The organism is Armatimonas sp. (assembly GCF_031410135.1).
In the GTDB taxonomy this organism is placed as follows: domain Bacteria; phylum Armatimonadota; class Armatimonadia; order Armatimonadales; family Armatimonadaceae; genus Armatimonas.
Genome location: NZ_JANNYP010000522.1, coordinates 1 through 13948, shown reverse-complemented (window position 1 = coordinate 13948; position 13948 = coordinate 1). Strand labels below are relative to the sequence as shown.

Below are 13948 nucleotides of genomic sequence, written 5' to 3'. Positions count from 1 at the left end.
GGGGGTCATGGCAGTCTCCTGGCGTTATTTTTGTGGTACAGACATTATGCCTGAAATTGCCACCCCCAACTCCTTCAACCAAAATGAGTCACACCCAAATCAGTTTGTTGCGAACCGGGGTAGAGATGTACCAGTTCTCTCCCGATGGCCTACGGATCTTGGGGGACTTGAACAATGGCAAAGGGCAGGTTATCTTCGATCGGGATCTCAATGAAGTCCAAGTGCCAGTCATTCCTAGATCTCTGAATCCACTCCGCTGGTTCACGGAAGCCTAGCCCAATTCGCGTTTATCTTTCCGGCTCTCGACGCGCCAGCGGAAGTTGAGGGCACCAGGGCCATAGGTGAGGGAGAACGCGGGGACGTGGTAGATCGAGACGCGGGGTAGGCGCAGTAAGTCCTCGCCGCTCTCTTGTACCCGCCCGTGCTGGGTGGTGGTGGCGGTGAGATAGCCCGCCTCGCGCACCAGCGCCACTACAGAGTTGTTGAAGTGTCCGTAGGGATAGCAAAAATGCTGCATCGGGCGCTGGAACGTCTCTTCAAGCTGCTGCTTGGAGCGGAAGATCTCGGAGCGGGCGGTGTCGAGCGAGAGCTGGTCGAGCTTGGGATGGGTTGCCGTGTGCGCTCCCAACGTGACAAGCGGGCTCTGGGCCAGCTCTCGGATTTCATCTTCAGTGAGCAGAGGCGTTGCGTCGTAGCCCTCCGCCTCCACCCACTCGTTGCGCCCTCCCAGCCGCTCACTCACCAGATAGATCGCGTAGGGCCAGTTGGCTTCTGAGAGAGTCGGGTGCACATTGGTCAAGACATTCTGGTAGCCATCATCAAAGGTCAGGACAACGGGCTTGGCAGGCAGCGGGCCACCGGCGAGCCCCGCCACGAGCTGATCCAAAGAGATAGCCTGGTAGCCGCGTGCTTTTAGCTCTTTAATCTGGCGCTGAAGCTCTTTGGCGGTGACATAGAAGTGCTTGTACTTGTCGGAGCGCTCTGTCGTTTCGACGGCGTGGTACATCAGGATCGGAATGGGGCGGATGCTCATCGGGCAATTTCCTCGTAGAGAGCACACAGGTCGTTGCGCTGGCGCTCGGCGCAGAACTCGCGCTGCACTCGTTGCTGACCTGCTTGGCCAAGGCGCAGGCGCAAGCAGGGATCTTCGAGGAGCTGATGGAGGCGGGTCTGAAGCAGCGTATCTTCCCCGAGAGGAATCAGAAAGCCGGTCTTACCCTCGCACACCACTTCCTGGCATCCCCCGATCTGGGTCGCAACCACCGGAAGGCCCGCTGCCGCCGCCTCGACAAGGGCGAGACCAAAGGCTTCGTCCGTGGGAAGGTGGACGAGAATGTCGAGCGTCGCCAGGATATCGGGGATTTGGTCGCTGATCCCCACAAGGGTACTGCGATTATGGAGCTCATGCATCATGAGCTGCTGGCGGAACTGTGCGTAGGTTAGCTCCGAGGCATCCGGGCCAACAAAAACAAAGCGAAGAGTCGGGAACTCCGCGACGAGGCGCTTGCCGACGGGCAAGAAAGCGCTCTGGCCCTTGGTACTGAGCCGTCCCACCATCCCGATGACAAGGCCATTGTTTGGGGGACGGTGTGTGGTTTTCGCCGTAAATATTGGTATCTCCACCCCATTATAGATGCGCCGCACGAGGCCTGGTTTTAGTGCGTGCCAGCGCTCTAGCTCTTGTTTGGTGTACTCCGAGACCGCGATGATAGCGGCGACCTGGTTGAAGAACTGACCCGCTAACCGGTGGGGCTCCCCCAGAGGGCGTACCACATGGACATGGAGAGCGACGGGGCAGCCCGTCAGTCGCCCTGCTAGAGTCGCGGTGACAAAGTCTCGACGGGCATGGCTGTGGAGCACCTGGGCCCGGCTCTGACGCACCAGTCGTGCCAGACGTAGCGTCGCTCTCAGATCACCGCTATTGCGTAGCGCGAAGGGAAGCGTGGGGACGTGGGCAGTGTGACTGCTATGCTCGATAAAGCTTTGGGGAGCGCAGGCAAGCTGCACGCTACCACCCGCCGCCTGGTAGGCCGCCGCAAGGGTGACCGCATGGCGCTGTGACCCCCCATTATCGGTCGAGCTGGAGAGGGCAAGGACACGGGGAAGCATCAATCCGACCTCACCAAGAGAAAAAGGCCCGCTAGGAGAAAGAGCAGGTGGGTGGAGAAGGCACAGTAGACGGGCGGTACCCAGCCGGAGAGCGCCACGGACTTCATTAAGAGAACCGTGTTCCAGCCCACAAAGACGATAATCACGGAGAGTAAGACCCCCGCAAACGACCCTGCCTTCGAAAATCTTAAGGACAAGGGCGGCGCACAGAGCGCAAAGACAGCGCACATGCTGGAGAGTGCCAGCTTGAACCAGCGTGCGGTCTCTAGCTCCAGCGCTTTTTTCTTGTTCCCCCGTCGCGCCTCTTTTGTGGCCGCCTCGGTGAGTTTCTCAAAGGAGAGTGGGTTCTGAAAGCTCTGCTGACCGCTGAAGAACGGCAGTACTCCTGAGAAATCAGCACGGGCCGTGACGACTTGAGTGGCGGCTTTGATCTCTTGGAGAAGCTTGCCTTGGCCGTCGTAGCGGTGCTCGGTGACCATTTGCAGAGTCCAGCGCCCCGTACTGGAGTCGTAGGTGGCCTCGGGGGCAAGGAGAATTCGCGCGTTTTGGATCAGGCTGACCGTCTCCATGCGCCAGAGAGTCTCGCCGATCTTCTGACCCCGCTCAAACTGAATCAGCCACTCGCTTTGTGCTCCGCCTCGGGTGGCTTGGGCGGGCTCGAATGTCCCGATAGCGCTCTGCGAAAACCCGGAGAGCGCCTCGCGCTTGGTGACCGCAAGAGGCTGAAGCGTGTTGGCATTGTAGAGCCCAAGCCCGGCGAGAAAGATCCCTAGCACAATAAAGGGCAAAAAGAGCCGCACCAGCGATGTCCCCGTGCCGCGTAGTACGGTCAGCTCGTTGTCGCGTGCCAGCCGGTTTGTGGCCAGAGCCGCCCCCAGTGCAGTCGCCACGGGAAGCGCCATCTCCAGAACATTGGGCAGGTCCCAGAGAATCTGATTCAGGAGCTGCGAGACCGGGGCACGCTGCTGGGCGAGCTGGAGAACCGCCTGCTGGAAGCGCAGTGCCACCACGAGGAGCACAGCCGTGACCAACCCGACAAAAAATGCCTGGGTAAACTCCCGTAAAAGATAGCGGTCACAGAGTCGCATGGAGCTATTCGATCTTTCTGAGAAACGTCAGCGCGGCAAGCGTAAATAGCACCGCCGGAGCCAGTGCGCCTGCTAGCGGGGGCAGAAGCTGGTTGAGTGCCGCCGCCTCCGAGAGTGTTAGGGCAACAATCGCCAGAAAGACAATAATTAGTGCGAGCATCAGGGCCGCAAAAGTTCCCGCACGGGCAAAGCGAATGGCGAGGGGGACAGCAAAGAGCGCTAGGGGCAAGCACATGAGGGGAAGGGCTAGCTTTCCCCAGCGCTTCACCTGATAGATCACGGCACGCTTGGGATCGCGCTCCTGCCGTGCACGGTTCATTAGCTCGCTACTGGGCAAGTTCTCGAGCTGCTCATCGGTGACGCGGAAGTTGCCATTGGTCTTGTCCATACTAACGGAGATCTCTTCCCGAGCAGCGATCAGGTCGTAGTCGGCGCTTCCGTTGGGCAGAAAGGCATGGACCGCGGCATTGTAGAACGTAAAGCCCTGCGCTTTGTACTCGCCGCGCGTGGCGGTGCTGATACGAGGCGGCTTGGCAGGCATCCCGGGGTTGCGCTCCACAATGGTGGCGTCGGTGACAATAAAGGCTTTCTGCCCTTGCTTGTCTCTCTTGCTCTTGGCACTTGCGAAGCTGAAGATATAGTTGTCGCTCTCGATCGTCGTGGCGGTCTCGATGACGTTCTCGGGGAGATTGAAGAGCATCTTTTGGACATCGCGCTGCTCCTGCCAGGCCCAGGGAACCACGCGCTCAAAAAGATAAATCCCCACCGCACTCATCCCCAGGCTCACGACGACAAGTGGCGCAAAGACGCGGCGTAGCGAGATCCCCGAGGCCCGGAGCGCCGTGAGCTCGCCATCGCGTGCCAGACGACTCGTGGCAAGGCTGGCTCCCACGGCTGCCGCAATAGGAAGCGTGCGCACCAGAACCGTCGGGATGTTAAAGAGGAGCACCCGTGCCACGTAGCTCACGGGCCACTTATTCTGAAACATCCGGTCCAGAAGATCGAAGAGCGTATTGCCGACGAGCATCAAGAGAAATGCCAGCAAGCCGATCAGCAGAGGGACGATCAGCTCGGAGAGAATAGATTTATCAGTCAGGCGCATCGAAGTTCAGATTTAGCTCGTCTAAGTAAATGTCAGTGTAGCATATCTCCCTAAGGCGCGGGGGGCATGCGTGCTATAATGGAGAGAGAGGAATTTAAGTTAAGTGGCGGATGAAAACACGGGCGGCTCGCGATTGATCTTGCAGGAAGAAGAGCCTGCCGTCAAGACAGTGCGTATTCCACTTCCCCCGCAGCTCAAGGCCGATGAGCAACAGCAGCGGGAAGCGGAGCATGCCGCCGAGGCAGTGGGACAGGCAGCCTTGCTCCAACAGGCACGTAAAGGCGCGACACGTCCCGCTCCAGCAACCCCTGCCAAGACCATTGCAGAGACCATCGCCCCCACACCAAAGCCTAAAGTGGCTGCTGCGCCTCAAAACTGTCCCTCGTGTGGGAGTGTGATTGCGCCCGAAAATGCCGGGTTTTCTTTCTGTACCCACTGCGGTGCGGATCTCCCGAAAGCGGGCCTGAGCCTGGAGAGCGATCCCGTGGCGGCAAACAAACCGCCCGTACGTTTTACCCAGAGCACCGTGACAGAAGAGTGGAGCCAGAGTGTCAATGGCGTCCGTGATCCTCGCGCCACCGTTCGCAAGATCGCCCAAGTGCATGCGGGTGTGGGCCAAGCGCAGCTCCAGCAGACCATGAGCACCATGACCGCCGTGCAGGGGGAGACTCGCGAGGTCAACTCCACCGTCCATGCGATTCTCTCGTTTCTCTTTCCCGGTGTCGGTCAGCTTCTCAATGGTCAGGTCGGGAAGGGAATGCTGCTCATCTTGGCGGCGTTTGTGGCCGTGAGCCTGATGCGCCTGCCTGCCTTTGGGCTGGAGCTGCTGATTGTGCGTGTGCTGATTGCGCTGGATGCCTACCGGATTGGGGAGAAGCGCCGCAACGGCCAGAAGATCGGTGAGGGCGACTGGGACATTGCCTAACCGATGAGAAAGCTTGGTGTCTTCGGGGGGACATTTGACCCCATTCACTATGGGCATCTTCGGATTGCCGAGGAGGCACGGGAGCGGTTTGGGCTGGATCATATTCTGTTTGTCCCGAATAAAGTCTCTCCCTTCAAAATAGGGTATACCTCTACTCCTGCCGCGCTCCGGGTCGAGCTGGTGCGTGGGGCAATTGCCGGAAATCCCCATTTTTCTCTCTGGACTGGCGAGCTAGAGCGCGAGGGCACCAGCTACACGGTCGAGACACTCCGGGCGCTAGCCCAAGAATTTCGGGATGCGCACCTCTACTTCCTTACCGGAACCGATGCCGTGCGCGATATTGGCAAGTGGCGCGAACCGGAGGCGTGTTTGGCGCTGGCACAGTTTGTGGCGTTTTATCGTCCGGGAGTGTCGGAGGCCGAGGCGCGCATCGGGGTTCCAGACGAGCTAGAGCCACGGATTATCTTTGCAGCGATGAACGGGCTGGATATCTCGTCCACGGAAATTCGTCAGCGGATGCAGGCAAGTCGCTCGATTCGCTACCTGGTTCCCGAGAGTGTTGTGGCGCTGATTGAGGAGAAAAGGCTCTACCGCGTGGTAGAGTAGTGGCTAAATGTCGAATACAAATATAGATTCTAAAGAGCGGGCGCAGATTATTCTGGACGCCATTGAAGACCGTAAGGGCCACGAGCCCGTTTTACTTGATCTGCGTGAGAAAGTCAATGTCGCGGATTTCTTTTTGATTGTCACCGCAACGTCCACGCCGCACTTGCGTGCTCTGGCAGAGAATGTCCTGGAGCGTGTCAAAGACGAGCCGGGGATGACCAAGCCTAATGTTCAGGGTGAGGCTAGTGTCGAGTGGGTGCTGATGGACTTTGGTGATATCGTGGTCCATCTGATGAGCGAAGAGGCGCGTGAGCGCTACAAGCTTGAGCAGTTCTGGACAACGCCACAGCCCAAAGGCGCACTGCCTCCGACTCCGGGCACGGTTCTCCCTGAAGGACTAGAAGCGCAGGGAAACTGGAGTGAGGACGAGGGCGACGATGACGATGACGCAGCATTTTTCGCGGCAGCGGATCAGGAAGTGGAACCTCTCGACGAGGACGACGTCGAATAAGCCATGAGTGAGGTGGCTGAGCGATGAGCGAGGTGGTAGAGACTCCGTCGGTGGAGAAGCCGATTTTCTGTGCGAACTGTGGGGAACGCAACCCCAGAACCAATAAGTTCTGCGGCTCCTGCGGCACCGTGCTTGTCACGCCACCGACTCACAATACGCCACCCATCGGGGAGTATTCTCCTGTCGTGGAGGCGGCTCCATCTCCATCTCCCCCTGCCCCCTCTTCCCCTGTTGCTCCTGCGTCGCGGGAAGAGGGGAAGCCAGTAGTACACCCCTCGGTCACCATTCCCGACGATCCCATAGCGCGGGAGCGGGAGCTTCAGCGGCTTCTCACCCGTGCCAATGTCGAGCGTGCCCGTGCGCTGATTCGAGATGCCCGCAAGACTCTGGAGCAAGCCATGGTGCTCGCGCCTCATGTCTCACCCACCGCCGCCGCGCCCGTCTACGAGCAGCTTGGTGACTTGCTGGCCGCCGAAGAGCGCTTAGAGCAGGCCAAAGAACACTACGAAAAAGCGCTGGAGCTCTCGGGAGGAAAACGTCTCTCCGCCGAGAAAAAACTGGGCGAGGTAACCGTGCGCATCTCCGATCATGCCGCGATGGAGCGCTTGGGCGGCGTGCTTGCGCCTAGTGAAGACCTCCTCAATGTCCTCCGCACCGCTCAGTCGGGAAAACGCCACGCCGGGCTCACCATGGTCTTCTCCCTGGTGCCAGGGCTGGGGCAGTTTTACTGTGGTCAGATCGTCAAGGGCGGCATCCTGCTGAGCATCTTTGTGGTTGCCACCTCCATTGTCTTGCTCCTGCCGGATCGCGATGCACTCTTTGAGCACTTGGCCGGGGCATTTTCGATGGGCCGAATGAAACTAACCCAGCCCGCGCCAGGAACACCGACGGTCATCTTCGCCGTGATTGCCTTTGCCGCGTGGGTCTACTCCATCGCCGATGCTCCGTTTAGCGCGAACCGAACCGAAGCGCTGGACACCTCCCCAAATCTCGTTCCCGCTCCGATGGGCAGCCGCGCCGACTGGGAGCCCTAACTTTTCCGCCGGTACCAAAGCCCGCCGAGAAGCCCGAGCGAGAGGAGGCCCAGCGAGGCAGGCTCAGGTGCCACGGACATAGTGACCTGCGATGTGCGAAATGATCCACGTGCCGATGTCGTATTGTCGCCGAAAAACAGGAAATTCGGTGTGGTATAGACGGTACCCGCCGAGGAGTAGTCCCGTAGAGGGCCTGAGAGTAGGGGAGTGCCGTTGGCCGAGAGTTGATAGGTCGTGCCGCTAATCTTGAGGCTATAGCCTGTCAGGGCCGTTGTGGTATTGAACAACGCCTCCTCTGCCTTGGTAAAGCTTGGGCCGGACTGTGCCCAGACACGATCACTCCAAAAGCCGAGTTCGATTCCCAGGAGATCGCTACTGAGTGCGATCACTGAAATACCAGCGCGGTTTGGGCCATTCACCCCATCGTGCACCTCGGAATCTACCTTCATTGTAAATCCCAGGGTATAGCCCGTGGTACGGTTGAGAGGTTGATCAAGACGTGAAAATCCCCCCTGGATATTATTGATGCTACTAGTGTCAATGAGCGTTGTGCCAGCGGAGAAGCTCTCAATAGCCGTAGGGAAGACAGTCCATCCTCCAAACTGGCTGATCTTAAGTCCGCCAGAGGCATCGTAGAGTATTTCTTGTGCTTGAGCAAGGGAGGGCATAGCCAGCAAGGCAAAAAGAAGAGAAAATCGTGGTTTTGAGATCATGGTTTTTGAGATGGGAAGTTGTATTGGGGGGATAGATCGTCCGGCATGGGCGGTGGCATGGTTTTTTGCCGTCGGCGAGCACGGGCGCGGCGTGCTTGCGCGAGCTGGCGCTGTCGAAGGATAAACAGGGTTGCGCCCCCCACGCCTGCAAGTGTCACCCAGAGCCAAGGACTGCGACTGGTGGACCGAACCACGGAGCGTGGAATGGCTTGTGTGGCTTGGAGCGGGACGCGGGCGATCTGTTTGCCGTCCCGAAGCACGATAAGCGCTCCCACTTCCTGGCCTTTCTGAATTGGTGCCGTGTTGGCAGTAGGCTCGATGCGTGTCTCGATCTTTGTGGGGTGCAGGCGATCTTGTGTCACATGTAGCGTCTGGCTGGCCTGCGCCGCGACGCGCCCCTCAGTCCCAAGACGTGTGGGCACCCACGCGGCCCGCTGCCCTTCAACGGCGACCGTCTTGGCACTGTAGCGAGCAAATCCCCACTCAATGAGGGGAACGGCATCCCCGACTCCGCTGGAAGGCGCTGCCAAGATGATGGCCAGTAGCCGACGACCATTGCGGGTTGCGGAGCCGACATAGCAGTGGCGGGCGGGATTGGTAAACCCGGTCTTGACCCCGTCGGCTCCGGCGACAACATCGTAAAAGCCCTTTTTTGCCTTCGACTCCACCACGAGGTCTTTAAAATTCAACGAGCGGCTGATCGTCCGCCGTGGGATCGAGACAGCATCCGCAAAGCGCGGGTTTTGCAGCGCGATACGTGTCATCAGAGCGAGGTCACGGGCGGTGGTGTAGTGGTTGGGATCATGGAGCCCATGTGGGTTGACAAAGTGGCTACTGGTCGCCCCGATCTGCGCTGCTCGCTCGTTCATCTTCTGGGCGAAAGCGGGAACGGAGCCGGAAACATGATCGGCGATAACGACGCCACCATCGTTGGCGGAGCGCAGGAGAAAACCGTAGAGGAGCTGCCCGGCCCGAAAACGCTCCTTGAGCTTAATATGAAGCGAGCTGGGCTCGACATTGAGCACCGCAGGGTCGGTGCACATGACAATGTCATCGGGCTTGGTGTTTTCGGCAAAGAGAAGGGCTGTGAGGATCTTGGTGGTAGAGGCCGGATAGCGCTTCGTATCGGCGGCGGACTCGTAGAGAACCTCGCCCGTATCGTACTCCATGAGGAGCGCACTGGGAGCCGAGAGAACCGGGGACTTGCTGAGATCGGCTTTGTTGAAGTAGCCCGGAAGCTTGCCGGACTTTACCAAGGCAATGTGCTCCGCCTCGGTCTTGTAGAGGGGAGGTTTTCGGAGCGAAGCCTTGCGTCCGGGACGTGCGAGGCTGGGGACGCTACAAAGCAAGAGAAGTGCGAGAGGAAGAGAGAGAAGTTTCATAGGGCGCTGGCAGCCTCCAGAGAGAGTTGTGCGGCCTGCTGCTCACTCTCGGTCGGGGCATCGTCGGGGAGGGCAGGCAGATCATCAATGCTGGTGAGGCCAAAGTAGTGGAGAAACGCGGGCGTGGTGGCGTAGAGAATCGGTCGTCCTGGGGTTTGCTTACGCCCCGCTTCGGAGATCAGCTCACGCTCTTGGAGAGTCTTGAGGACGCCATCGCAGGAGACGCCTCGGATGGCCTCGATCTCCGCTGCCGTGGCGGGCTGGCGGTAGGCGACAATGGTCAGCGTCTCCAGGGCGGGCTTGGAGAGGCGGTTGGCATGGGGCGCAAGGAGCTTGCCGACTGTCTCTCCGTACTCGGGCCGGGTGGCAAGCTGGAACGTGTCCTCGCCGAGGCCCACGATTCGGAGGCCCGAGTCGGCGTCTTGATAGCGCAGGCGTAGCTCATCGAGCGCCTCGCGTACGGCATCTTCATCCCACTCGGTCGCCTTACTCAGCTCTTTGAGCGAGAGGGGATCGCCGGATACAAAGAGCAGTGCCTCTACCATGCCCAAAAGGCTACGCATGATCCAAAGTCTCCTCTAGTCCCTGTTTGCCATGCTGTAGAAGCTCCCAACAGAGCTTGCCTGTGCTAATGAGTAGTGTCACCGTGATTCCTTGTAATAAATGAAGTGCCTCGGCTTGCCCCGTGTAGATTAACCTGGCGACAAGTAGTAAGAGCACAAAGACAAGTAGGGAAACTCCCATCAATCGTGCAGCCCACCGTGCATCTGTGCTTGTTGCTCCCGCTTTGCGAAGATTGACAAGTACTGATGTGAGACGAAAAAAACCTATTGTCCCTAGAACAGAAAGTGAGAGGGCAAGACGAAGAGGCTGCTGGCGAGGTTGCAGAAGCATCAGGCCAAGTAAGAGCAGAAAGGAGAAATTCAAAAACGCTTGCTGTGACACCATCCTCAGATAGTGGTTGCTGAGTAATTTGGGGTTGAGTGACAGTGACGTGAATAATAGCCCCGCCATTGTTGCAGAGACACCACTCAGAGTGTAGTAAAATGGTTGCCACTCCGTAACACGTGTTGCAAACTCATTCATCTGTCTGCCTCTTCTTTTTCTTCTGTCTCTAGGGTGCGCTCTAGTGTCTCGCGGCTTTCTTCGGGGACAAAGACCAGGCGGATGGGGGTGCAGAACGCCTCCTGCTGGACATCTATCGAGCCCTGTTTGAGTAGCTCCAAGAGGGCTAAGAACAGCAAGATTATCTCAATGATCTCAAAAGGCGGCACGGGGAGCAGTTCCTCTAAATCCAGCCCTTCTTCGCCTGCTTTTTCGACCTGGCCTAGCACCAAGCGCATCGTCATGCGGAGCGTGATCTTCTGGCGCCGGACACTGGTAATCTGCCGCTCGCCCGCGCCCACATCCGCGAGGATGCGCTCCAGGGCTTGCAGAAGTGCATCGGCGGGTAGCTCACCAAACTTGGGCGGCAGGGCATACTCGGACGAATACGGCAGGGGATCGCGGAAGAACGAGCGGTGAATCTCCCCCTCGCGCTGGAGCAGCGACTCGGCGATACTCTGGTACTGGCTGTACTCTAGGAGCCGCCGCACCAGCTCCGCACGCGGGTCTTCTACATTGCTATCGCCCTCGTCCTCGCTCTCCTCTTTGGGAGGCGCGGGTAGCAAGAGGCGCGATTTTATCTCCAATAGTGTGGCCGCCATGACGAGAAACTCCCCGGCCACCCCCAGATCCAGCGTCTCCATTGCATTGAGGTGCACGAGATACTGGTCACAGAGATCCGCGACAGGCAGGTCAAAGATATCCATGCGTCCGTGCCGCACTAAGTGCAGCAGCAGGTCGAGTGGACCGTCAAAGTCATTGGCGTGTACCGTAGGAGGCGGCGCGAGTGCGACCGGCATAGTCAGGATTGTACCCAGTCCAACGCCTCCCTGCAATGCTCTCTTAGGTCAGCAGTGTGTCTATCGCTGCTAGGTCGTCTGCTATGAGTTCCCAGCCTGCCGCGGCGACATTGGCGTGGATCTGGTCGGGCTTGGTGGCTCCGGCGATCACGGAGGAGACAGCGGGTTTTGCCAGTAGCCAGGAGATTGCCAGCTCAAGAAGTGAGTGGTTGTGTGACTCCACAAAGGCCAGGAGCGCTTCGACTTTTTCTAAGTTCTGGTCGGTGAGCCAGCGAGACTCAGCGTTGATTCTCGTGCCTTCGGGGAGCGGCTGGCCCTTGCGGTACTTCCCCGTGAGCATCCCACTGGCAAGCGGAAAGTAGGGAAGAAGGCCCGTGTTGGTGGCACCGCACTCAGCCAGAACCCCGTCGGTCTCGGGCTGGCGGGCAAAGAGGCTGTACTCGTTCTGGACACTCACGAAGCGCGGGCCTGGAGTCTCGGCGGCAGCACGAAGTTGCGCCACGGAGAAGTTCGAGCACCCCAATTCGCGCACTTTCCCTTGCGCCACCAGCTCACGGAGCGCCCCCAGTGTCTCGTCAATCGGCACCGTGTCATCGGGGCGGTGGATCTGGTAGAGGTCAATGTAGTCGGTGCCGAGGCGCTGGAGGGAGTCGTCGCAGGCTTGGACGATATACTCAGGCCGCGCCCCGCCGGGGCGGTCGTCGTCTATCTTGATTCCAAATTTCGTGGCAATCAGAACCTCGCTGCGGCGCTTGCCCAGCGCCTGGCCCAGAAAGACCTCGCTGTTGGTTCCGCCGTAGATATCCGCCGTGTCGAAGAAATTAATCCCAGAGTCGAGCGCGGCATCCACCACAAGCTGCGTCGCGGCTTGGTCACAGCGCATCCCAAAGTTATTACAGCCCAGCCCAACGACCGAGACAGAAAGAGAGCCCAGAGTTCGCGTTTTCATAGAGTGGGTATACCCGATGGGAGACTTCTCTGCCTCGTCTTAGCTCTCGCTCTACTCAGCAAGTAGCTCCTGCCAGGACTCCACTTCCAACAGACGCTCCACGAAGATTTCCAGACGCACGATATCCGCCGCCTCCAGTACCGCCTCGGACTCAGGGCTTGCCGCCCCGAAGCGCTTGGTTCCCAGACGCAGAATCACAGTACGCGCCTCAGCTACACGGCCTTCCGTTCGGCCTTTCTCTTCGCCACGCTCCATGCCTCTCTCTTCGCCTAAGCAGCCTCGTTTAATTTCAGCAACGTTTTAGCGAGTCGCGTTGCATTCATCTGAGCCACCGACCAGTGAATGCGGCGCTCCAGTTGCTCGAAACTACCAAAGAGCTGGTTGGCTAACCAATCGCGCTTGAGCCAAAGCCAGTCACGTTCAATGGCGTTCAATTCAGGAGCATACTTGGGGAGCCATTCTACTGTCAGCCAAGGACGAGAAGCAAGCGCCACCTGACTGACTCGACTGGTATGGATAGGCCCATTGTCCAGAACAAGAACCACGGGTACAGGATTGACTCGCGTGCCTGGCCCGTACAGAACATCTATCTTCTCCAAAAGAGCGATGAAGTCAGTGCTGCGTTTGGTACGACTTGTATGAACCGTCAGTTCACCGGTAAGAGGTCGCCAAAGATTAAATTATCCATTTTTGCCAGCCATTTTAGATGATGGCAGGCACTGTGAACAGACAAGTTATTTTCTGAAAAGCCCTAACGGACTCCCGAACTCCCAACATCGCACATTTTAGAGCTTTGCCGGGAGCTTCGACTCGTAAATCGGCTCCCCGCTTAGCCCAAAGCCGACTCAGGTAGGGGTGAGTGAGTGCCTCAGATTCATCCTGGTAGAGAAGGACAATATCACCTGCTCGGGCTTGCTGTTGCATCAAAAGTAGACGAAGACCACTGCGCTCTACGGCTTGTTTATCCTGTCTATGGTTGAGGCAGTGACGAGGTCGTCGGTAGGCCCAACCCCTTTTTTTAGAATATGGGTCAGGTAATTGGCTGTCAGAGTAACTCCCGTTTGCTTCTGAACATCTTGCACCAAGCGTGGACAGGTCAAGCTCTGGTTAACGCTCTGAAGTTTTTCGGGTACGACACTCAGAGCAGCTTCTCGCTTGAGAGGAGGTCGTCCACTCCTGGGTTTATCTTTCAAGCCCTCGACCCCCTGCCTTGCAAATCGCATTCGCCATCGTCTAACACTTTGCGCTCTGACAATCAGTACGTCCGCAATTTGCTCTGCAGTTTGCCCCTGGTAGGTCATCAGAATAGCTCGTGCTCTATCGGCGTGACTTCTCTTTGAGGAGCGAGCCAAGCCGTAAAGTTGCTCTTGCTGTTGTTCTTCCAGGGGCGTTTTTCGTAACCATCCCATATCTACAGAATACCTGAAACGAAAACGTTGCTATATTTTTTCAATCCTGCTTAGCACTGATTAACCCAGAAGACATCGGCATCCAGCGCGACGACTACAACGAGCTCCCTTTGCGCTGGCTGCCAAGAGCTAGAGAGCTCGAGAGCACCTGGGAAGCGGAGAGCAAGCCCCCCTATGAGCAGGCTCTCCAGGCGCTTCGCAAAGAGGCTAAAGTTG

17 protein-coding genes are annotated in these 13948 nt (G+C 58.3%); 4 read left to right on the top strand and 13 right to left on the bottom strand.

What is annotated here, in order from left to right:
• Positions 1-271 precede the first annotated feature (271 nt).
• Genes RMO15_RS19495 through RMO15_RS19480 form a run of 4 tightly spaced genes read right to left on the bottom strand, consistent with a single transcriptional unit; the run spans position 272 to position 4299 of the window.
• Entirely contained in the window at positions 272-1033 is a 762-nt protein-coding gene (locus RMO15_RS19495) for a polysaccharide deacetylase family protein (RefSeq protein WP_309715672.1), read from the bottom strand.
• On the bottom strand, positions 1030-2109 hold the full coding sequence (locus tag RMO15_RS19490; RefSeq protein WP_309715670.1) for a glycosyltransferase family 4 protein: 1080 nt from the start codon (positions 2107-2109) through the stop codon (positions 1030-1032). The genes RMO15_RS19495 and RMO15_RS19490 overlap by 4 nt, the downstream gene beginning before the upstream one ends.
• Complete coding sequence (locus RMO15_RS19485; RefSeq protein ID WP_309715668.1) at positions 2109-3197, bottom strand: LptF/LptG family permease; 1089 nt, start codon at positions 3195-3197, stop codon at positions 2109-2111. Before RMO15_RS19485 ends, RMO15_RS19490 begins: the two co-directional genes overlap by 1 nt.
• A 4-nt stretch (positions 3198-3201) precedes the next feature.
• Positions 3202-4299, bottom strand: a complete 1098-nt coding sequence (locus RMO15_RS19480) for an LptF/LptG family permease (protein WP_309715665.1) — start codon at positions 4297-4299, stop codon at positions 3202-3204.
• Between the two features lie 103 nt (positions 4300-4402).
• Here RMO15_RS19480 and RMO15_RS19475 point away from each other — a divergent pair, with 103 nt between their 5' ends.
• From RMO15_RS19475 to RMO15_RS19460, 4 genes are read left to right on the top strand one after another with little or no spacing between them, the layout of a single operon-like run.
• Positions 4403-5224, top strand: a complete 822-nt coding sequence (locus tag RMO15_RS19475; RefSeq protein WP_309715662.1) for a zinc ribbon domain-containing protein — start codon at positions 4403-4405, stop codon at positions 5222-5224.
• A 3-nt stretch (positions 5225-5227) separates the two neighbouring features.
• Positions 5228-5830: a nicotinate-nucleotide adenylyltransferase gene (nadD, locus tag RMO15_RS19470; RefSeq protein WP_309715659.1), complete on the top strand. Its 603-nt coding sequence runs from the start codon at positions 5228-5230 to the stop codon at positions 5828-5830.
• Between the two features lie 7 nt (positions 5831-5837).
• Positions 5838-6341, top strand: coding sequence for a ribosome silencing factor (rsfS, locus tag RMO15_RS19465; RefSeq protein ID WP_309715656.1), 504 nt, complete (start codon positions 5838-5840; stop codon positions 6339-6341).
• A 23-nt stretch (positions 6342-6364) separates the two neighbouring features.
• Positions 6365-7375 carry a zinc-ribbon domain-containing protein gene (locus RMO15_RS19460; protein WP_309715653.1) on the top strand — a complete coding sequence of 337 codons (1011 nt, stop codon included), beginning with the start codon at positions 6365-6367 and terminating at the stop codon, positions 7373-7375.
• Here the strand turns inward: RMO15_RS19460 and RMO15_RS19455 are convergent.
• The 9 genes from RMO15_RS19455 to RMO15_RS33380 all read right to left on the bottom strand — a co-directional run bounded on the left by RMO15_RS19455 (position 7372) and on the right by RMO15_RS33380 (position 13732).
• Entirely contained in the window at positions 7372-8088 is a 717-nt protein-coding gene (locus RMO15_RS19455) for a PEP-CTERM sorting domain-containing protein (RefSeq protein ID WP_309715650.1), read from the bottom strand. The genes RMO15_RS19460 and RMO15_RS19455 overlap by 4 nt on opposite strands.
• Positions 8085-9470: a D-alanyl-D-alanine carboxypeptidase family protein gene (locus RMO15_RS19450; protein ID WP_309715647.1), complete on the bottom strand. Its 1386-nt coding sequence runs from the start codon at positions 9468-9470 to the stop codon at positions 8085-8087. The genes RMO15_RS19455 and RMO15_RS19450 overlap by 4 nt, the downstream gene beginning before the upstream one ends.
• The gene (scpB, locus tag RMO15_RS19445) at positions 9467-10033 is read right to left on the bottom strand and encodes an SMC-Scp complex subunit ScpB (RefSeq protein WP_309715644.1); all 567 of its coding nucleotides are present in this window, start codon (positions 10031-10033) and stop codon (positions 9467-9469) included. The genes RMO15_RS19450 and scpB overlap by 4 nt, the downstream gene beginning before the upstream one ends.
• Positions 10026-10556, bottom strand: coding sequence for a hypothetical protein (locus tag RMO15_RS19440; protein ID WP_309715642.1), 531 nt, complete (start codon positions 10554-10556; stop codon positions 10026-10028). Before RMO15_RS19440 ends, scpB begins: the two co-directional genes overlap by 8 nt.
• Positions 10553-11374, bottom strand: coding sequence for a segregation/condensation protein A (locus tag RMO15_RS19435; protein WP_309715640.1), 822 nt, complete (start codon positions 11372-11374; stop codon positions 10553-10555). Before RMO15_RS19435 ends, RMO15_RS19440 begins: the two co-directional genes overlap by 4 nt.
• A 43-nt stretch (positions 11375-11417) precedes the next feature.
• Positions 11418-12323 (bottom strand): aldo/keto reductase, encoded by a 906-nt coding sequence (locus tag RMO15_RS19430; RefSeq protein WP_309715637.1) that lies wholly within the window; start codon positions 12321-12323, stop codon positions 11418-11420.
• A 51-nt stretch (positions 12324-12374) separates the two neighbouring features.
• On the bottom strand, positions 12375-12578 hold the full coding sequence (locus RMO15_RS19425) for a DUF4351 domain-containing protein (RefSeq protein WP_309715634.1): 204 nt from the start codon (positions 12576-12578) through the stop codon (positions 12375-12377).
• Between the two features lie 14 nt (positions 12579-12592).
• A complete protein-coding gene (locus RMO15_RS19420; RefSeq protein WP_309715675.1) occupies positions 12593-12973 on the bottom strand; it encodes a transposase in 381 nt (126 codons plus the stop codon).
• A 300-nt stretch (positions 12974-13273) separates the two neighbouring features.
• Positions 13274-13732 carry a transposase gene (locus RMO15_RS33380; RefSeq protein ID WP_369016140.1) on the bottom strand — a complete coding sequence of 153 codons (459 nt, stop codon included), beginning with the start codon at positions 13730-13732 and terminating at the stop codon, positions 13274-13276.
• Positions 13733-13948 lie beyond the last annotated feature (216 nt).

What these genes read in the sequence shown, in the direction of transcription:
- RMO15_RS19485 (WP_309715668.1), bottom strand. Translation starts at nt 3,197, where the DNA reads ATGCGACTCTGTGACCGCTATCTTTTACGGGAGTTTACCCAGGCATTT.
- RMO15_RS19425 (WP_309715634.1), bottom strand. Translation starts at nt 12,578, where the DNA reads ATGGAGCGTGGCGAAGAGAAAGGCCGAACGGAAGGCCGTGTAGCTGAG.
- RMO15_RS19480 (WP_309715665.1), bottom strand. Translation starts at nt 4,299, where the DNA reads ATGCGCCTGACTGATAAATCTATTCTCTCCGAGCTGATCGTCCCTCTG.
- RMO15_RS19455 (WP_309715650.1), bottom strand. Translation starts at nt 8,088, where the DNA reads ATGATCTCAAAACCACGATTTTCTCTTCTTTTTGCCTTGCTGGCTATG.
- RMO15_RS19435 (WP_309715640.1), bottom strand. Translation starts at nt 11,374, where the DNA reads ATGCCGGTCGCACTCGCGCCGCCTCCTACGGTACACGCCAATGACTTT.
- rsfS (WP_309715656.1), top strand. Translation starts at nt 5,838, where the DNA reads ATGTCGAATACAAATATAGATTCTAAAGAGCGGGCGCAGATTATTCTG.
- RMO15_RS19460 (WP_309715653.1), top strand. Translation starts at nt 6,365, where the DNA reads ATGAGCGAGGTGGTAGAGACTCCGTCGGTGGAGAAGCCGATTTTCTGT.
- RMO15_RS19495 (WP_309715672.1), bottom strand. Translation starts at nt 1,033, where the DNA reads ATGAGCATCCGCCCCATTCCGATCCTGATGTACCACGCCGTCGAAACG.
- RMO15_RS19450 (WP_309715647.1), bottom strand. Translation starts at nt 9,470, where the DNA reads ATGAAACTTCTCTCTCTTCCTCTCGCACTTCTCTTGCTTTGTAGCGTC.
- RMO15_RS19440 (WP_309715642.1), bottom strand. Translation starts at nt 10,556, where the DNA reads ATGAATGAGTTTGCAACACGTGTTACGGAGTGGCAACCATTTTACTAC.
- RMO15_RS19430 (WP_309715637.1), bottom strand. Translation starts at nt 12,323, where the DNA reads ATGAAAACGCGAACTCTGGGCTCTCTTTCTGTCTCGGTCGTTGGGCTG.
- RMO15_RS33380 (WP_369016140.1), bottom strand. Translation starts at nt 13,732, where the DNA reads ATGGGATGGTTACGAAAAACGCCCCTGGAAGAACAACAGCAAGAGCAA.
- RMO15_RS19490 (WP_309715670.1), bottom strand. Translation starts at nt 2,109, where the DNA reads ATGCTTCCCCGTGTCCTTGCCCTCTCCAGCTCGACCGATAATGGGGGG.
- nadD (WP_309715659.1), top strand. Translation starts at nt 5,228, where the DNA reads ATGAGAAAGCTTGGTGTCTTCGGGGGGACATTTGACCCCATTCACTAT.
- scpB (WP_309715644.1), bottom strand. Translation starts at nt 10,033, where the DNA reads ATGCGTAGCCTTTTGGGCATGGTAGAGGCACTGCTCTTTGTATCCGGC.